The sequence below is a fragment of the Cupriavidus sp. UME77 genome (genome assembly GCF_014170355.1).
Lineage (GTDB): Bacteria > Pseudomonadota > Gammaproteobacteria > Burkholderiales > Burkholderiaceae > Cupriavidus > Cupriavidus basilensis.
Genome location: NZ_LZZU01000078.1, coordinates 66,349 through 83,516 on the forward strand (window position 1 = coordinate 66,349; position 17,168 = coordinate 83,516).

The window sequence follows — 17,168 nt, forward strand, 5'->3', positions numbered from 1 at the left end:
CACGCAAATCCCCAAGGTAGCCCGCCATGGAAGTCCGCCCACTTGGTGCCGATGATGTCGAACTGGTCTGCCGTCATCGCGAATCCATGTTCCGCGAGGCCGGGCGCAGCGAGGAGGTCCTGCAGGCCATGACGCAGCAGTTCCGGCCGTGGCTGGTGCCGCGCTTGCGCGATGGCAGCTACTTCGGCTTCGTGCTGGTGGACCAGGGCCAGCCGGTGGGCGGCATCGGCCTGATGGCGATCGACTGGCCGCCGCACCCGGCCCATCCCATGCAGGACAAGCGTGGCTACGTGCTGAACGTGTATGTGGAGGCAACGCATCGCAAAGAGGGGCTGGGGCGCCGCCTCATGCAGCTGGCGGAGGACGAATTCGCCAGGCGCGACCTCCAGTACGCGATCCTGCACGCTACCGAGATGGGGCGGTCGCTGTATGTCGCGCTGGGCTGGCATGCCACGAGCGAGATGGCGAAAGCCATGCGCGCGTAGCGCGACAGTGGATCAGGTCTGCGGCGTGTCCTTGAACACGGCAAGGCGTTCGGCGGCCGCGCCGAATGCCGCCAGCGCAGGATACGCTGACGCCTCGACGCATGCCGGCAGCATCAGCTGCGTAAAGCTCCATGCCACGGCGGCGGTCACGTCCGCCTGCGTGAGCAAGCGCTCCTCCGTGGGAAGCGCGGCCCCCGCCAGTTCTGTTTCCAGCGCCGCGCAGGCGGCATGCAACTGTCCCTGCACGCGGTCGATCCATGGCTCGTGCTGCTTTTCCGCCGGGCGCAGGTTGCGCTCATAGACGATCTGCACCGTCTTCTCGCACGCCGCCAGCGCCAGGCCGATCACGCGCAGGGCGTGCTGGCGCTGCTCGGGCTGCGCGGGCATCAGGCTGCGCGTGGCCAGCGTCTCGGCATAGTCCAGGATCAGGCCTGACTCCATGAGCACCACGCCGTTGTCGCAAACCAGGGTGGGCGCCTTCACCACGGGATTGATCGCGCGAAACTGTTCGAACGTGCTGAACACCGAGACTGCCCGATGCTCGAACGGCAGGTCCAGCAGCCGCAGCGAGATGGCCACGCGGCGCACATAGGGTGAGTCGAGCATGCCGACGAGTTGCATATTGCCTCCGGAAGGATATCGGGCTACGCATTGAGCCGCACTGAGTTCCAGCATAATCGCAGCACGCCATCGCCATGAATGGCAAGGTATCGGAAATCGGCACCGCGCACCGATGAATCATCGGCGGCGCGCAACAGGTGTCATGGGAGAACGGGATGGAGCTGGACAAGAAAGACCGACTGATCCTGGAGGCGCTGCAGGCCGATGCCCGGCAGAGCCTGGCAGCGCTGGGCAAGCGCATTGGCTTGTCGCAGCCGGCCATGAGCGAGCGCGTGCGCAAGCTGGAGGACGCGGGCGTGATCGAGGGCTACGGCGCGCGGGTGAACCTGCGCGCGCTGGGCGTCGGCCTGCAGGCGATCATCCATATCGAGACCACGCACGCCTATATCCAGAAGTATGTGAAGCTGTTCGAGAGCATGCCCGAAGTGCTGAGCGCCGATCGCGTGACCGGGGCGCATTGCTTTATCGTGCGTTGCGCCATCGCCGATCCGGCCGACCTGGAGCACGTGGTCGACACGCTCGCGGCCCACGGCTCGGTGACCACATCGCTGGTGCTCTCAAGCCCCGTGCGCAAGACCGTGACGATTCATGCGGCCAGGGCGTGAACGCGCTGTTCTTGGTCCCCTCTCCCACACTTGTGGGAGAGGGAGTGACAGCCCTCGTCATCGCAAACGGTCTTGGCCCCTTCAGAACTTATACGTCGCCGCCACAAACATGATCAGCGGGTTCGGGCTGATGGTGGCCTTGGAGGTGGACAACACCGTGCCGTCTGACGCCTTGATGATCATCGACGACGTCGTCTTGAGCGGAATGTAGGTGACCGATGCGGTCAGGCCCCACTGCTCCGTGATCGCAAAGGAGCCGCCGATGTTGAACACCGGCGCGAACGAGTTCGACGCCTTGGCCTCCACCGAAGTCGGCCCCGGCTTGCCGGCGCCGGCGGCCAGCGTGGCGCCCAGGTTGTTGTTGACCGAGGCGGCGAATGCCGGGTTGAGCTCGATGTTGGTGAAGAAGTTGTACGACACACCGATGCCCAGGAAAGGACGCACGCGCGCGGTAGGCTCGAAGAAGTGGTACTGCACCATCGTCGCCGGGCTCCACTGGCGCGCGCTGGTGATGATCGGGTTCAGGCTCGGGTCGCCCAGCGGCTGCTGCCCCAGCGCGCCCGCCGGGCCCGGCGGGATCAGGTTGCCGTGGCCGTAGAGCTTGAACTTGGGCGGAATGCCGCCCACGGCCGTGAGCGCGATGTGGTCCGTGAAGAAGTGGCTGAAGGTCAGCCCCAGCGTGTCCGCGTTGGAAGTGCTGATGCTGCTGCCCGGCGCCGTGAATGACGACGGCAAGCCTAGCGGGCCGTTGATGGGCGCATCGATCACGCTGGTGGTGAACGGGCTGCTGTTGCCGCTGGTGTTGATGTGGAACCAGCCGGCAGCGACGACGTTGTCACCGGCTTTCTGTGCATGGGCGCTGGGCATGCCGCCCAGCCAGGCGAGCGCGGCGATCAGCAATGGCGCTGCCAAACGAAAGGCATTCTTCGTCATCTTGTCTTCCTGGAATAAGTGGGATTGCATGGCCGTCATTGCACGAAGGCGCCGATGGTGAAGTACGGGCTGCCGCTGCGCGACTCGAGGAAACCGAACACGCCGCCGGTGAAGATGAACTTGCCGGTGGGGCTGCCCGCCGCGCCATCTTTGCGCGTGGTGGTGACCACGCCGGGCAGCTGCTGCGAGAAGTCCAGCTTGAGCGCCGTGGCGAGCGAGGCGTCCGACGGGTGGAACGGGTCGAGCATGGCCGCGTCCGCTGCCACCAGCGCGGTGGTGCGGTAGGCGAAGTTGCTGTCCACGCCGACGTACTCGCCGTTGACCGTGCCCTGCGTCACGGCGACGGCCGGCGCCATCATGCCGATGCCGATCTCGTCGTCGGCGCCCAGCGCCATGCCGTTGGTGAGCGAGCCGTTGGCGTAGCCCACGCGGATCATCACCGGGACCAGCTGGCCGCGCAGCTTGCCCACGATCAGGTAGGCGCGGCCCAGCGTGGCGCCGAGCGTGGGCGGATCGATCTCACCCTTGTAGTTGGCCGACATCAGGCTGCCGTTGGCTTGGGGCACGAAGTTCTTGCCCTTTTGCGAGCAGGTGCCGCCCGTCTTGTTGTCGCACACCTGGAACGAGCCATCTGCCGCCAGCGCCATGCGGTAGTCCTGCGCCACTGTCTGGAAGTTCTTCGACGGCACCTCGTGAAAGCCGTAGCCGTTGTACTGGCCCGCGATCTTGGTGAGGTCGGTTTCGGTCTGCGCGAAGCCGATGAACTGGAAATACGGGAAGGTGGTATCCGGCACCGCGCCCGCACCCAGGACACCATTGAACTGGATGCGCGCACCCGGAATGGTGCCGCCCGCCACGCCTTCGCCAACGAACAGCCGCGCGGGGCGATTCGGGTCCAGGCTCGCGCCGTTGAGCTGGAACGCGCACTGATTGAGCTTGTCGGTGGGCAGGCCTGTTTCCTGCGACAGCGTGCCCGTCATCACGTTCTGGCCGCCGGTGGTGTCACTGCGGGTCGGCAGGACCGTGCCCGTGGTGCGCGGCACGGAGGAGTCGAGGAAGGTCACTTGCCAGGTCTTCTTGCTGGTGTCGATCTGCACCTTGACCAGTTCCCCCGAGCCGGTGCCACCGGTGAAGGTGGTGGTGTAGTCCAGCGCCGCGGGACACAGCCGCACCGGTGTGGCCGGGGCGGAGCTGGTGGCGGTGGCGGTGCTGCCACCGCCACCGCCGCTGCCGCCATCGCCGCCGCCGCCGCCGCAGGCGGCCAGCATCGTGGCACCCAGCAGCGCCACGCCGTAGCGCTGGAGCCGCTGCCCATGATGATTCCTCCACGGCGTACGCTGCCGATCCTGTCCGTGCTGCAAAGGATGCTGATGCATGATGCTTGTCTCCTGAAGCGCTGTGTCGCGCGTGGTGCCGCTTTGTTTTGTCTTGCGTGCCGCCATGCGCGGCAACGCATCGTTCTTTTCCGTGCAGCGACTCTCGCTGCCGGGGCAAGCGAGCGTCAATAGAGTGCGCGTTCCAAACATGGCGCGCCGTGCCCTTGCCACCGCTGCGCAAGCGCTCGTGCGGTTTGTTCAAACCGCTGCGCGCGTGCCTGCACAAGCGGATTCAAACGCGCGCGGCGCTGCCTGGCGGGCACGGTATTGCCGCATCAGAACTTGTAGTCGCTGTTCTTCGCATCGAAGGCGCTCGCGTCGAAGGTCTTGCGCAGCGCCTTCTCGAAGACAATTTTCTCGACCATGTTGCCCTCGGCATCCCAGGCGGTTTCCACGCGTGGCCAGGGGTTCTTCAGGTCCAGCATCAGCTGCACCCGCTTGGCGTAATAGCGTGGCGCACCGGCCGGCAGGTCCCAAGTGAGCGCGACCATGCGCATGCCCTGCTCCTGCACGATGTCCGCGCGCGTGAACTTCTCCGTGAGCCCGGCCGCGCGCAGCGACCTGGCATCGCGCTCCAGCATCGACACCACGTACTGGAAGCCCAGGTCGCGCACCGTATGGTTGGACTGCGCGCGCGCGATGGTGCCGTCGAGCGCGATCCACATCGAGGTGAACCCCAGCATGCCGCCGAGGTGGCCGTACATCTCATCCTTGCGCTGCGTCTCGTCGTAGATGATTTCCTGGCCGGCCTGGCTGCCGCCCGGCAGCCACTTCGCATAGAGCTGGCGCGGCGCGTGGCGGTATCGGATCATCATGCGCGCGGGCTGCTCTTGCCACTGGCCGTTGAGGCGCTCCTGGCGCGTCATCCAGTACTCGTACTCGGGGTAGCGGTTCATCTCGGTCTTGGCCCACAGCAGCGCGGCCTCGGGCTGCAGCGCGTTGATGGCCGCAAGCAGTTGCTCGTCGGGCAGCTTCGCCAGTTCGCCGCTGGCGATCTGCTTGGACAGCAGCGCGGCCTGCTGCTGCGCCGTGAGCCCGTCGTAGGCGGTGCCGGAGCCGGTGCCAGAGCCGGCGGGGGCCTGCGGCTGCGTTTGTGCGAGTGCCGGCAACGCGAGCGCGAAGATGAAGGCGAAGACGGCTGCGAGGTGATGCAGCAAGGGCAATGGCTTTCTCGATGCGGATACGGATGCGCCGAGCGGGTGGGAATACAAGGCTTTCACGATGCGGATCTCCTGTTGTGGCGTCGGCCCGCGCGCAAAACGCGGGCGACAGCGGTCCATTGCGTGCGCGCGGCGCACGCGTGGTGTCGTTGAGAACGGAATGCCTGAGTGCGGATCGCTGCGGAAATGCCGGGCTAAGGACGGCCGGATGCCTGGCGCAAGCGGGGTTCTCGCAACTCGGGTTCCTGGAGGCGGCCAGGCTCGCGCCGGCTGTTGACCGGCGCCAGCGCGCCGCTAGGTTCTGGAGCGGGTACGCATCCAGTCGTCGAGCGGATTGCTCGGGAAGACGATGGGGTGCTCGCGCGCGCCGCGCACCGCCATGCTGGTGACGGCGGCGCGTGTCGCGCCCTCGTTGCGTGCCGCGCGGCGTGTCTTGCGCACGGCAGCGGAAAGGGTGTCGGCGTGTTGCGCCTGTTCTGCCACCAAGGCATCGAGCGCGGCTTGCTCGGCATGCTCCGCCGCATGCTGGGTCTCGCCGATCTGGAATACGTCCTGCAGCGCGCACAGTTGCTGGCTGGCGGGCACGGGTGCCTTGAGCGCAGCCACCACCATCGCGCTCAACTGCGCGAGCACGTGCGCGTCGCTCAGGTCCTTGCCTTGCGTGAAGGCCGGCAGCAGGTTGCCAAGCTCCTCGCCAGCCAGCACACCGGCCAGCGCCTTGAGCGCAAAGTTCAGGCGCCAGCCCAGTTCTTGCGGCGGGATCTCGGGCAGCGCGCGGGCGAAGGCATCGGAGAAGCGGCCGAACACCGGCGCGTAATGGCCGAGCAGATAAGACTGGATGAATGGCGAGGTATCGGAATACACGCGCCCGAGCAGCCGCAGGAACGACGGGCCGCCCACGTCGGGCTCGCGCGCCATTTGCAGCGCGGGCACGAAGAGCGCACCCATCACGTGTTCGCAGCGGATCTGCGGGCCCGGCCAGCGTGCCTCGCAGGCATCGAGCAGCGCCAGGCGGCGCGTGTTGAGCGGATCGAGCCGGCGGCCCAGGACCGCCTGCATCATGATGTCTTTACTGCGGAAGTGGTAGTTGACCGCGGCCAGATTGACGATCGCGCGCGATGTCACTTGCCGTAGCGAGGTGCCTTCGTAGCCAACCTCGATGAACAAGCGCTCGGTGGCGTCGAGAATGCGGGCCTTGGTGTCTCCTGCCGTGCCTTTTCCGGTCTTCATAGGGGGGCGTCTCTCTTATGGTCATGCCGTACAACCCCAGCAAAACTCCACACACTGCAGCAGCTCCCTGCTCTGACGGCAAACGGATGCTTGAAACAGTTGTACGGAGCCTAGCGAGCGCTGCGCGCGTTTCACAAGTGCAATTTTGGAGCGTTGCCTCTAACTGGATTTGATTGTGCCTGCATGCCACGCGCGCCATGCCGGATTTTGCTTCCCTGCCAAAGGGGGGGGGATTGCCTTGCGGGCCAAGGCCCGCCGCCGCGCGCGGCGGCGAGCTGCGCTCATCGGGCCAGCTGCCCTGCCAGCGCCTGGGCGTTCTGCGCGCTGAGGGCGAAAACAGACAGTTGCGGGTTCGCCCCTATGCTGGTCGGAAACACGGAGCCGTCCAGCACCGACAGGTTGGCCAGCTGGTGATGGCGGCCATGGCTGTCGACCACCCCGCCCTGCGGCTGGTCGCTCATGGCGCAGCCGCCCATCAGGTGGGCAGTAAACAGCGCGGCGCGGAACTTGGCCAGCGGCAGCGTGGCAATGCCCTGCCTGGCTTGCGCCCAGCTGTCGTAGTACGGCGCGTCCAGGTGGGCTGGGCGCACCCGCAGCGCGCCCGCGGCGAACTGCGCCTCGGCCATGCTCAGCCAGGCGCGCCGCATGCCGTCCCAGACATAGTCGCTGATGTCGTAGTCGAGCACCGGGCTGCCATCGTCGGCAATGCGCACGCGCCCGCCTTCGCTCTGCGCAACAAAGCCATCGCGCAGCAGCGCCAGCATGGCGTTGGTATGCGGCAGCGCGGCCATGTCGGTGCGCAGCGCCTCGCCCACCTGGTTGAATACGCCGGCGCTGATGCCGGGGAACAAGGGCGGCACTTCCAGCTTGTAGCCCATCGGGCCGGTGGCGCCATCCTTCCACTGGAAGTGATCGGAGGCGATCGATTGCGGCGCGCCGTAGTATGGGTCGACCTGTTCGGGCATCACCGCCACGCTCAGGTTGACCGGATGGATGAAGGTGCGCACGCCGAGCCGCTGATACGGGTCCGGCACGCGCGAGCGCAGCAACAGCGCCGGCGTGTTGATGGCGCCGCCGGCCGCCACGTAGTGCCGCGCGCGCACTGTCACGGCGATGCCCGAAGGCGTGCGGCCATCGGCACCCAGGGCTTCGCCAGCCAGCGTGGTGACTGTCTTGCCGTCATGCTCCAGCGCGCGCACCCGCACGCGGTGGACCAGCGTGGCGCCCTTGGCCAGCGCGGCGGGAATGGTCGATACCAGCATCGATTGCTTGGCGTTGACCGGGCAGCCAAGCCCGCAATAGCCGGAGTTCCAGCAGCCCTTCACATTGCGCGGGATCACGTGCGACTCCCAGCCCAGCTTGTCGCAGCCGCGCTTGAGCACATCGTTGTTGTTGTTCGGCGGCATGCCCCACGGCGCCACCGACAGCCGTGCCTCCATGCGCTCGAACCACGGTGCCATGTCCGCGGCGCCGTGGCCGCTCACCGCGTGGTGCGCGGCCCAGTGCGCCAGCGTTTCCTTTGGCGTGCGAAAGCTCGACGACCAGTTCACCGTCGTGCTGCCGCCCACCGAGCGTCCTTGCAGGATGGCGATGGCGCCATCGGAAGTGGCGCGCGCCGCGCCCTCCTGGTATAGCTCGCGATAGGCGCGGCCTTCGTCCATGTCCTTGAAGCTGTCGGAGGTGCGCAGCGCGCCCTCCTCCACCAGCACCACGCGCAGACCGGCTTCGCTGAGGATCTCGGCGGCCACGCCGCCGCCGGCGCCGCTGCCGACAATGACCACGTCGGCGTCGAGCGAAATCGGCGCGGTCAGCGCGGCGCCGTCCACCACGTTCCAGCCGGCGGCGATGCCGGCGCTATAGATATCGGGAATGGCCATGAGGGACTCGTGTATTGGATTTCAGGCGTGCAGCGCACGAAAGACCGCGGGATTGGGGCCGGGGTATCCGCTGCCCGCCCACGCCGCCGGCAGCAGGTAGTAGCCCACGCTGCTGAGCTTGACCAGCACCACGGCGCCGGCATTCAAGGTGGCGAAGCGGCTGGCGCGCCAACGCGCAAGAAATTGGCGTGCCTGCTGCGTGTCGGTCTGCTTCCAGTCCTGGCCCACACCGGCAAGTGCCCAGCGCAACGGCCCGATGGCGAGCAGGTCGAGCAGCTTGCGCAGTTCCGCGCGTGCGTTGGCATCCATGGCGGCGCATGTGGCGTCGACATTGCGCACGGCCTGGCCGAGCTGCAGTTCGCGCGCGCCGAGCTCGCGCTCGGCGAGCTCCGCCACCACGGCGGGCAGCAAGGCGGTGAACAACGCCACGTCGCCTTCGCGCAGGAACTGCATGCCGGCGGCGGGTTGCTTGTGCGCGGGCGAGCAGCCGGACAATGCCGGGACCAGGCCGGCGCACGCGAGTGCGGCGGACAAGCCAAAGCCAATCTTGAGAAAGCCGCGCCGCGACAGCGCGCGCGCGGGCGGCTCGGTGGCCGGGGTGTGCATGGAGTGTCTCCTTTTTTGCGCTGATCCGTCTGCTTGCGGGTGGCTTGCGGGTGCATGGTGCGGGCCTTGCGCGGGCCTCGCGATGGGCGTTGCCGATACCCCGCATTGACGCTCGCCGCAGTTTGGATAAAGATCAGGCCCCGGTCTTGATCCCGCATGACAGATGATTTGATGCCACGCGCCAACGCGGCGCTCCCCGCCGCCGCTATCACCGACACCGCCAGCGCGGCTTACGTTGCCCAGACGCCAGGCACCGTGTCGCTGCCCTACCTGCGCACCGTGCTCGACTATGGCGAGGCCGCCGGCATCGCGCCGGCCGACCAGCTCGTGCTGGCAGGGCTTGATCCCGCCCTGCTCGACAGCGCGGCCGGCCCCGCCACGCGCATCGGCGTTGCGCACTACCTGACGCTGCTCGATGCGCTGGAGCGCGCCGCCGGCGATCCGCTGGCGGGCCTGCACGCGGGCGCGGCGTTCCGGCCGCGCCACTATGCCGAGATGGGCTATGTGGTGCTGACCACGCCCACGGTGCGCGAGGCCATCCTGCAGGGCATCCGCTACGAGGTGCTGGCCAACGATATCGGCCGCACCCGCCTGCATGAAACGGCGCAGGGCGCGTGGATGACGTGGGAGGCGCAGCACGGCCCGCTGTCGCGCCACGCGCACGAGCTGCACATGGCCACGTGGATCTGCTTTTCCCGCTGGCTGCTGGGCGACGGCTTCTTTGCCGAGCGCATCGAGTTCCCCCACGCGCCGCCACCCGGTGGCCACGCCGACGATTACACCCGCGTATTCGGCTGCCCGGTGGTCTTCAACGCCGGGCGCCACGCCATGCACATCGATCCCGCGCTGCTGGCGCGCCCTTCGATGCAGGCCGATGCGCAAATGCAGGCACAGATGACGCGCATCGCCCAGGTCCAGCTGCGCGCGCTGGAGGCGGACGGCACCGGCGAGATCGCGCAGGCGCGTGCCTTTATCAGCGCCGCGCTGCATCGGGGCGAGGTGCCGATCGCGGTGGTGGCGGCGCACCTGCGCTTGCCGGTGCGCACGCTGCAGCGGCGGCTGCAGGCGCAGGGGCTGAGCTACTCCGCGCTGGTCGACGGGGTGCGCCGCGCGCAGGCCGAGCACTACCTCGCCGACCCTGCCATCAGCCTCGCCCAGCTGGCCATGCTGCTCGGCTTTTCGGAGCAAAGCGCGTTCAGCCATGCGTTCAAACGCTGGACACAAGAGACCCCGAACGCCTGGCGCAAGCGGTTGCTGGGCCGCGCGCCGGGATAGCCGCCGTCGCCTTTTAGCCATGTTCGGCAGATCGGTGCCGGTTTCAAACGCAGCGGTGGGTACGCCACGTAGTGCGGAAAAACGCGCTTTCTCCCCGTTTTATGCGCTCAAAAAGCCACTAAAATCCGCTAAAAATTAGAATGGCGATTCAAATCTCCGAGTTGACCCCGGGCGCTGGCGTGCCTACGATGACATTCATCAATGTCACAATCAATGATGTTGCGACGCAATACGGCATCCCGCCGTGCACGCCAGCGACACGAGAGACAGCTTATGAACGCGCCAGCAGACCTGCCCCCGGAGTTATCCACAGCCCAGCCGTCACCGCAGGGGCCCGGCCCTGCCGAGCACATCGATATCGCCATCATCGGCACCGGGTTCGCCGGGCTGGGCATGGCGATCCGTCTCAAGCAGGCAGGCCTGCATGACTTCGCGCTGTTCGAGAAGGCCGCCTCGGTGGGGGGCACGTGGCGCGACAACCACTATCCGGGCTGCGCCTGCGATGTGCAGTCGCATCTGTACTCGTTCTCTTTCGCGCCCAACCCCAACTGGTCGCGCATGTTTTCACCGCAGCCGGAGATCCGTGCTTACCTGGAGCGCTGCACCGACCAGTTCCGCCTGCGCCCCCACCTGCGCCTGAACCACGAACTGCGCCGCGCCGCGTGGGACGACGCCAGCGGCACGTGGCAGCTCGACATGGCCGATGGCAAGCGCGTGCGCGCTCGCGTGCTGGTGTCAGGCATGGGCGGCCTGAGCCGGCCGGCGTATCCCGATATCCCGGGCCTGGCGAGTTTTCGCGGCGAGGCGTTTCACTCGCAGCACTGGAACCATGACTACGCGCTGGCGGGCAAGCGCGTGGCGGTGATCGGCACTGGCGCCAGCGCCATCCAGTTTGTGCCGCAGATCGCTGCGCAAGTGGCGCACCTGGACCTGTTCCAGCGCACGCCGCCGTGGATCATGCCCAAGCCCGATCGCAAGGTGTCTGCGGCCGAGCGCTGGCTGTTCCGCCGCCTGCCGTTCACGCAAAAGCTCATGCGCACCGGCATCTACTGGGCGCTGGAGTCGCGCGTGCTCGGCTTTGTGGTCCATCCCAAGCTGATGACGGTGGTGGCGCGCATTGCGCGCCGCCATATCAAGCGGCAGATCGCCGATCCCGCGCTGCGTGCCACCGTCACGCCGGACTACACCATCGGCTGCAAGCGCGTGCTGATCTCCAACGACTACTACCCCGCGCTGGCGCGCGCCAATGTGGATGTGGTGACGCACGGCATCGACCACGTGGAGGAAGACGCGATCGTGATGCGCGACGGCACCCGCCGCAAGGCGGACTGCATCATCTTTGGCACCGGCTTTCACGCCACCGATCCGATTCCGCGCGGCGCCATCCTCGGCCAGCGCGGCGCCGACCTGCTCGACGCCTGGCGCGATGGCGCCGAGGCATACCTGGGCACCACCGTGGCCGGCTTCCCCAACCTGTTCCTGGTGGTGGGGCCGAACACCGGCCTGGGGCATAGCTCGATGGTGTTCATGATCGAGTCGCAGGTGAACTACATCCTCGGCGCGCTCAAGGCCATGGGCCAGCAGCGTGCGCAGGCCATCGACGTGCGCCCGAGCGCGCAGCGCGCCTACAACGCCGGGCTGCAGCGCAAGCTGGCGGGCGCGGTGTGGTCGGAGGGCGGCTGCGTGAGCTGGTACCTCGACCCCAAGACCGGCAAGAACACCACCTTGTGGCCCGGGTTCACCTGGCAGTTCCGCCGCGCCACCGCACGCTTTCGCATGGCCGATTACGAGATCCGTCCGCTGATGCACCACGCGCTCGCACCCAATGCAGCCAGCGTGGCCAGCGCAGCCAACCGGGCCATCGAGGCGTGAGCGCGTCGCGTGCCCGGCCACGAGCCAGACCAAAAGAACACCGAGGAGACACCGCATGAAGGATTTCAAGAACAAGGTGGCCGCCATTACCGGCGCAGGCTCCGGCATGGGCCGCTCGCTGGCGCTCGCGCTGGCGCGCGAAGGCTGCCAGCTGGCGCTGTCGGACCGCAATGAAAAAGGCCTCGCGCAGACGGTGGCCGAGGTCATGCGCGCGGCGCCAGGCCTGGTGTTCACGCAGCACTGCGTCGATGTATCGGACCGCGCCGCGATGTACGCCTGGGCCGAGCAGGCCGCGCGCACGCACGGGCGCATCAACCTGATTTTCAACAACGCCGGCGTGGCGCTGTCGAGCACCATCGAGGGCATGAGCTACGATGACCTCGAATGGATCATGGGCATCAACTTCTGGGGCGTGGTGCATGGCACCAAGGCGTTCCTGCCCTACCTGAAGGCCAGCGGCGAAGGCCACGTGATCAATACGTCCAGCATCTTCGGCATCTTCGCGCAGCCCGGCATGAGCGGCTACAACGCGAGCAAGTATGCGGTGCGCGGCTTCACGGAATCGCTGCGCCAGGAGCTCGACATGCAGGCCTGCGGCGTGTCCGCGACCTGCGTGCACCCGGGCGGCATCAAGACCAATATTGCGCAGGCCAGCCGCATCTCCGCGAACGTCACCGGCTTCCTGGTGCACGATGAGCAGCAGGGCCGCGATGAGTTCGAGAAGTATTTCATCACCACGGCGGACAAGGCCGCGCGCGTGATCCTCAACGGCGTGCGCCACAACCGCCGCCGCGTGCTGATCGGCCCGGATGCGGTTGCCGCCGACATGATGGCGCGGCTGCTGCCCGCGGCCTACCAGAAGCTGGTGGTGTTCGACGCGCGCCGCAAAGGCCCGCTCGGCAAGCCCGCCGCGGGCGTGCCCAACACGGTGCCGGCCAAGGCCGGCGGCAATGGCGGAGATGCGCAATGAACCGCGTCGCCATGCCGGCGGACAGCCGCCTCTCGCAGCCACCCGGCGCGCTCACGCGCTGGTTCGGCCAGGGCCGCGTCGGGCTGTTCAGCCTGTCGCGTGAAACGCTCGCCAGACGCTACGCACTGCCCGCCTCGCGCTGGGTGCAGGTCATGGGCACGCTCGTGCATTACACCGATGAAGGCGTGCCCGGCGGCGAGCCGCTGCTGCTGATCCATGGCTTCGGCGCTTCGCTGCACACCTGGCAGGGCGTGCTGCCGGCACTCGCGCAACGCTATCGCGTGCTGCGCGTGGACCTGCCGCCCTTTGGCCTGACCGGGCCGTTGCGCGATGCGCGCGGGCGCATTCTCACCATGGATGTGGACACGTACCGCCGCTTTATCGACGCCTTCTGCGACGCCATCCACCTGCAGCGCGCCAGCGTCATCGGCAACTCGCTGGGCGGCCTGATCGCATGGGACATGGCCGCGCGCCATCCCGGGCGCGTCGACAAAATGGTGCTGATCGATGCCGCCGGTTTCCCGATGAAGCTGCCGCTCTATATCGCGCTGTTCAACCACGCGCCGGTGCGCTGGTCGGCGCCGTGGCTGCTGCCTGAGTGCGTGATCCGCGCCGCCACGCGCGATGTCTACGGCGATGCTTCGCGGGTGGACGAAGGCACCTTCCGCCGCTATGTCGATTTCTTCTACGCCGAGGGCAGCCGCGAAGCGGTGGGCCGCATGGTGCCCAAGCTGGATTTCGACGCGCTCGACACGCAAGCGCTCAACACCATCCGCGCGCCCACGCTGGTGCTGTGGGGCGAGCGTGACCGCTGGATCCCGCCGGCGCATGCGCAAGCCTTTGCCGGGCGCATCCCGGGCGCGCGGCTGCAGCGCTACGCCGGGCTGGGCCATATCCCCATGGAAGAGGATCCGCAGCGCGTGGCGGCGGACCTGCTGCCTTTTCTCGACGGACGCTGAGGCCGCTGTTGCAACACCCGACGCACCCGACGCACCCGACGCATTCCACGAATCGACAGGAGTACTCATCATGATGCCAGTCCGACGCGATGTGCATCCCCACTTGCCCGCCAGCCGCATCGGCGACTGGCACGTGCGGGGCCGCCATGTCACCCACTTCGTCAACGCGCTCTCGATCTTCTTTCCGGCAGGCGAACGCTTCTTCATGGACAGCGTGCGCGCCTATCGCGACGATGTGACCGACCCCGAGCTCAAGCGGGCCATCGCGGGTTTTATCGGCCAGGAGGCCATGCACACGCGTGAGCACATTCTCTACAACCGGCTGATGACGGATGCGGGCCTGCCCGCCGAGCCGCTCGACCGGTTCGTTGGCAAATTGCTCAACGTGCTGCGCAAGATACTGCCCAAGTCATGGCAGCTTGCGCACACCATCGCGCTTGAGCACTACACCGCGATGCTTGCCGGCGGGCTGCTGGCGGACCCGGACCAGATGGGCGGCTCCGAGCCCGGCTACCACCAGGTGTGGATCTGGCACGCGCTGGAAGAGACCGAGCACAAGGCAGTGGCCTACGACGTGTGGAATGCCGTGATGAAGCCGGGGCTATATCGCTATCTGTTGCGCACCTTCACCATGCTCACCACCACGGTGACGTTCTGGGCGATGGTGTTCGTGTTCCACATCCGGCTGGTGATGGCGGATCGCGAGTGCCGCAACAAGCTCGGCGGCTTTGGCGGCGTGGTGCGTTTCCTGTGGGGCAAGCCCGGCGTGCTGCGCAAGATGATTCCGGAGTGGTTCGATTATTTCCGGCCGGGCTTCCACCCGTGGGATCACGACAACCGTGCGCAGCTGGCGCGCATCGAGCCGCTGATCGCGGAGATCGAGGCCAACTCCGCGCGGGCCGGCGTATCCAGCCGGGCGCCTTCGGTGAGGGCCGCGGCATGAAGGTCTGGCAGTGTGAAATCTGCGGGCTTGTCTATGACGAAGCCGCTGGCATGCCGGAGCATGGCATCGCGCCCGGCACGGCATGGAGTGCCGTGCCGGAAGACTGGTGCTGTCCCGACTGCGGCATGCGCAAGGGCGATTTCCAGATGGTGGCGCTTTAGGTAGCGGGCTAGAGCGGGCACGTACCTGTATCAGCGCCTGGCCTTGCGCTGCCCGGCCTTTGGCGCGTTGCCCGCGCCGCCATCTTCCGGCGCGTCGTGCAAGTGCTCGATGATGGCCGCCACGCGGTCGCCGAGGTATTTATTGGCTGACTGTTCCATGGCCCGCATCATCTCCGCTTCTACCGCCACCATGGCCAGCGGGCGGATGCGCCAGAGGATATCCACCAGCCGCGGCACGTCCTGCGGCGGTGGCAGCTTGCCTTCACCGAAGCGGTCCAGCTCGCGCACCACCATGGCCACGATCCGGTCCGATACGGCTTCGAAGTGCCCGCGTGCATGCTCGACGATGGACAGCACATCTTCCAGCGGAAATCCCGCGCGCGCGATCTCCGCGCCGGCAGCCAGCGTGCGCGGGCTGCGTGCGAGGTAGCCCATGCCGTCCGGCTCCAGCAGCCCGAGCGCGATGGCCTTGGCCAGCGCCGGGCGCGATATCGCGCGGCCGAACAGCTTGGCCAGCGCCAGGTAGGAATAGTGGCGCGGCGCTTCATCGGTCCACGGGCTGCTGATGGCGGATTCCAGCCCGAGGATGGAGCGCAGGTCGTGCCCTTCCACGATCGCCTTGAGCAGCTCCTGGATATTGTTCAGCGTGTAGCCGCGCGCCAGCAGGTGGTTGATCAGCCGTAGCCGGCCCAGGTGCGTCTGCGTGTAGATGCCCACCCGGCCGCGCCGCTCGGGCGGATCGATCAGGCCGCGGTCCTGGTAGGAGCGCACATTGCGCACCGTGGTGCCGGCCGCCCGCGCGAGTTCGTCGATGGTGTATTCCGGCGCCGTGCCATTGCCATTGCCATTGCCATGGCCGGAGCCGGCGGCATCGTGGGCGGCGGACGCGGATGACGGCGAGGAGGTGGGCGCAGTGCTGCGCTTGAAGAAGGCCATGGCAAAAATTCTACCCGAGTCGTGCGGCTGCCGTGTGTCGCATGCCGCGCGCTGCGCGCCGGGGCACGTACGGCTACAGCTACAATATTCGCAGCGCCGCTCTTCGCGACGGCGGCATTTGCCCGGATCGTCCCCATTCAACTTCTGCGCGCGCCCTGGCGCGAGTCCTTATGCATATCCGCTGGCTGGAGGATTTTGTGTGCCTGGCCCAGGCCGGCAGCCTTGCGCGTGCGGCGGAGCTGCGCAACGTCACGCCGCCGGCATTCGGGCGCCGCATGCAGGCGCTGGAAGTCTGGGCGGGTGCGCCGCTGATCGATCGCAGCGTGTTCCCGGTGCGCCTCACCGATGAGGGGCGGCAGTTCCTGGAGGCCGCGCAGAGCGCGCTGCGCACGCTGGACGATACGCGCATGTCGCTGCGCGCGGCGCATCGGGCCGATGCCAGCACCGTGGTGATCGTCACCGGCAAGACGCTGGCGCGCTCGATGGTGCCGGCGTGGCTGGCCGGCCTGCGCCATGCGCTGCGCAACGACAAGGCGGCTGCAGGCTTTCGCACGCGGCTTTCCACCTTTCCCACGCACGACGCGCTGGCGATCTTCACCGAAGGCGACGCGGATTTCCTGCTTTGCTACAACTCGCCGGAGCAGCCGGTGACGCTGGACAGCGCGCGCTACCAGTACCACTTCGTGGGCGAGGAGCGCCTCGTTTGCGTGAGCGCGGCGGCCGATGGCGGCGGGCCACAGTACAAGTTGCTCGCACGCGGCCAGCGCGCCCCGGTGCCGATGATCGCCTACGCGCCGACGCTGACCCTGGGCCGCATGGTCAACGGCGAGATCGCGCGGCGCGGGCTGGCCAGCCGGCTCGACGTGATCGCGGTCAGCGACTTCGCCGAATCCGTGCATGAAATGGTGCGCCAGCGCATGGGCCTGGCGTGGCTGCCCGCGCGGCTGATCGCCGATGACCTGCACGCCGGGCGCCTGGTGCGCGCCGGGCTGGAGGTCGGCGGCGACACGGACCTCGTGATGCAGATCCTGCTGTATCGCCCGCGCGCGCCCATGCGGGCGCTGGGCGAGGCCTTCTGGCATGCGGCGGTGGCCGGCTAGCTGTCCGGCGCCGCGCACCGGGCCCAGCGGCCCGATCCCCCCTCGCCCCACCCCCCCAC

The 17,168-nt window shown here is 67.6% G+C and carries 17 protein-coding genes; 9 read left to right on the forward strand and 8 right to left on the reverse strand.

The window, feature by feature from the left end:
• The first annotated feature begins 26 nt into the window (after positions 1 to 26).
• Entirely contained in the window at positions 27 to 485 is a 459-nt protein-coding gene (locus tag A9975_RS30550; protein ID WP_183036018.1) for a GNAT family N-acetyltransferase, read from the forward strand.
• Between the two features lie 12 nt (positions 486 to 497).
• On the opposite strand, the gene A9975_RS30555 is transcribed toward A9975_RS30550, so the two are convergent.
• Positions 498 to 1,106, reverse strand: coding sequence for a glutathione S-transferase family protein (locus A9975_RS30555; RefSeq protein ID WP_183036019.1), 609 nt, complete (start codon positions 1,104 to 1,106; stop codon positions 498 to 500).
• A gap of 155 nt (positions 1,107 to 1,261) precedes the next feature.
• On the opposite strand from A9975_RS30555, the gene A9975_RS30560 reads away from it, so the two are divergent.
• Positions 1,262 to 1,711, forward strand: coding sequence for an Lrp/AsnC family transcriptional regulator (locus tag A9975_RS30560; RefSeq protein WP_183036020.1), 450 nt, complete (start codon positions 1,262 to 1,264; stop codon positions 1,709 to 1,711).
• Between the two features lie 81 nt (positions 1,712 to 1,792).
• Here A9975_RS30560 and A9975_RS30565 read toward each other — a convergent pair whose 3' ends face one another.
• From A9975_RS30565 to A9975_RS30590, 6 genes are all read right to left on the reverse strand, one after another.
• Positions 1,793 to 2,644 (reverse strand): OmpW family protein, encoded by an 852-nt coding sequence (locus A9975_RS30565; RefSeq protein WP_183036021.1) that lies wholly within the window; start codon positions 2,642 to 2,644, stop codon positions 1,793 to 1,795.
• A gap of 35 nt (positions 2,645 to 2,679) precedes the next feature.
• Entirely contained in the window at positions 2,680 to 3,912 is a 1,233-nt protein-coding gene (locus A9975_RS30570) for a DUF2957 domain-containing protein (protein ID WP_183036036.1), read from the reverse strand.
• Positions 3,913 to 4,295: 383 nt separating this feature from the next.
• Positions 4,296 to 5,231 carry a DUF1571 domain-containing protein gene (locus A9975_RS30575; protein ID WP_370565837.1) on the reverse strand — a complete coding sequence of 312 codons (936 nt, stop codon included), beginning with the start codon at positions 5,229 to 5,231 and terminating at the stop codon, positions 4,296 to 4,298.
• Between the two features lie 243 nt (positions 5,232 to 5,474).
• Positions 5,475 to 6,410: a TetR/AcrR family transcriptional regulator gene (locus tag A9975_RS30580; RefSeq protein ID WP_183036022.1), complete on the reverse strand. Its 936-nt coding sequence runs from the start codon at positions 6,408 to 6,410 to the stop codon at positions 5,475 to 5,477.
• A gap of 281 nt (positions 6,411 to 6,691) precedes the next feature.
• Positions 6,692 to 8,287, reverse strand: coding sequence for a GMC family oxidoreductase (locus A9975_RS30585; protein WP_183036023.1), 1,596 nt, complete (start codon positions 8,285 to 8,287; stop codon positions 6,692 to 6,694).
• A 21-nt stretch (positions 8,288 to 8,308) separates the two neighbouring features.
• Entirely contained in the window at positions 8,309 to 8,893 is a 585-nt protein-coding gene (locus A9975_RS30590) for a hypothetical protein (RefSeq protein WP_183036024.1), read from the reverse strand.
• 156 nt (positions 8,894 to 9,049) lie between these two features.
• Between A9975_RS30590 and A9975_RS30595 the strand changes: the two genes are divergently transcribed.
• From A9975_RS30595 to A9975_RS30620, 6 genes are all read left to right on the forward strand, one after another.
• Positions 9,050 to 10,168, forward strand: a complete 1,119-nt coding sequence (locus A9975_RS30595; RefSeq protein ID WP_255504112.1) for an AraC family transcriptional regulator — start codon at positions 9,050 to 9,052, stop codon at positions 10,166 to 10,168.
• A 273-nt stretch (positions 10,169 to 10,441) separates the two neighbouring features.
• Complete coding sequence (locus A9975_RS30600; protein WP_183036025.1) at positions 10,442 to 12,040, forward strand: NAD(P)/FAD-dependent oxidoreductase; 1,599 nt, start codon at positions 10,442 to 10,444, stop codon at positions 12,038 to 12,040.
• A gap of 55 nt (positions 12,041 to 12,095) precedes the next feature.
• The gene (locus tag A9975_RS30605) at positions 12,096 to 13,010 is read left to right on the forward strand and encodes an SDR family oxidoreductase (RefSeq protein WP_183036026.1); all 915 of its coding nucleotides are present in this window, start codon (positions 12,096 to 12,098) and stop codon (positions 13,008 to 13,010) included.
• The gene (locus A9975_RS30610; RefSeq protein ID WP_183036027.1) at positions 13,007 to 13,969 is read left to right on the forward strand and encodes an alpha/beta fold hydrolase; all 963 of its coding nucleotides are present in this window, start codon (positions 13,007 to 13,009) and stop codon (positions 13,967 to 13,969) included. Before A9975_RS30605 ends, A9975_RS30610 begins: the two co-directional genes overlap by 4 nt.
• Positions 13,970 to 14,039: 70 nt before the next feature.
• Entirely contained in the window at positions 14,040 to 14,912 is an 873-nt protein-coding gene (locus A9975_RS30615; RefSeq protein ID WP_183036028.1) for a metal-dependent hydrolase, read from the forward strand.
• Complete coding sequence (locus A9975_RS30620; protein ID WP_183036029.1) at positions 14,909 to 15,073, forward strand: rubredoxin; 165 nt, start codon at positions 14,909 to 14,911, stop codon at positions 15,071 to 15,073. The genes A9975_RS30615 and A9975_RS30620 overlap by 4 nt, the downstream gene beginning before the upstream one ends.
• Before the next feature lie 30 nt (positions 15,074 to 15,103).
• Here the strand turns inward: A9975_RS30620 and A9975_RS30625 are convergent, their stop codons facing one another.
• Entirely contained in the window at positions 15,104 to 16,009 is a 906-nt protein-coding gene (locus A9975_RS30625) for a MerR family transcriptional regulator (protein WP_183036030.1), read from the reverse strand.
• 170 nt (positions 16,010 to 16,179) lie between these two features.
• On the opposite strand from A9975_RS30625, the gene A9975_RS30630 reads away from it, so the two are divergent.
• Complete coding sequence (locus A9975_RS30630) at positions 16,180 to 17,109, forward strand: LysR family transcriptional regulator (RefSeq protein WP_150986422.1); 930 nt, start codon at positions 16,180 to 16,182, stop codon at positions 17,107 to 17,109.
• Positions 17,110 to 17,168: the final 59 nt, after the last annotated feature.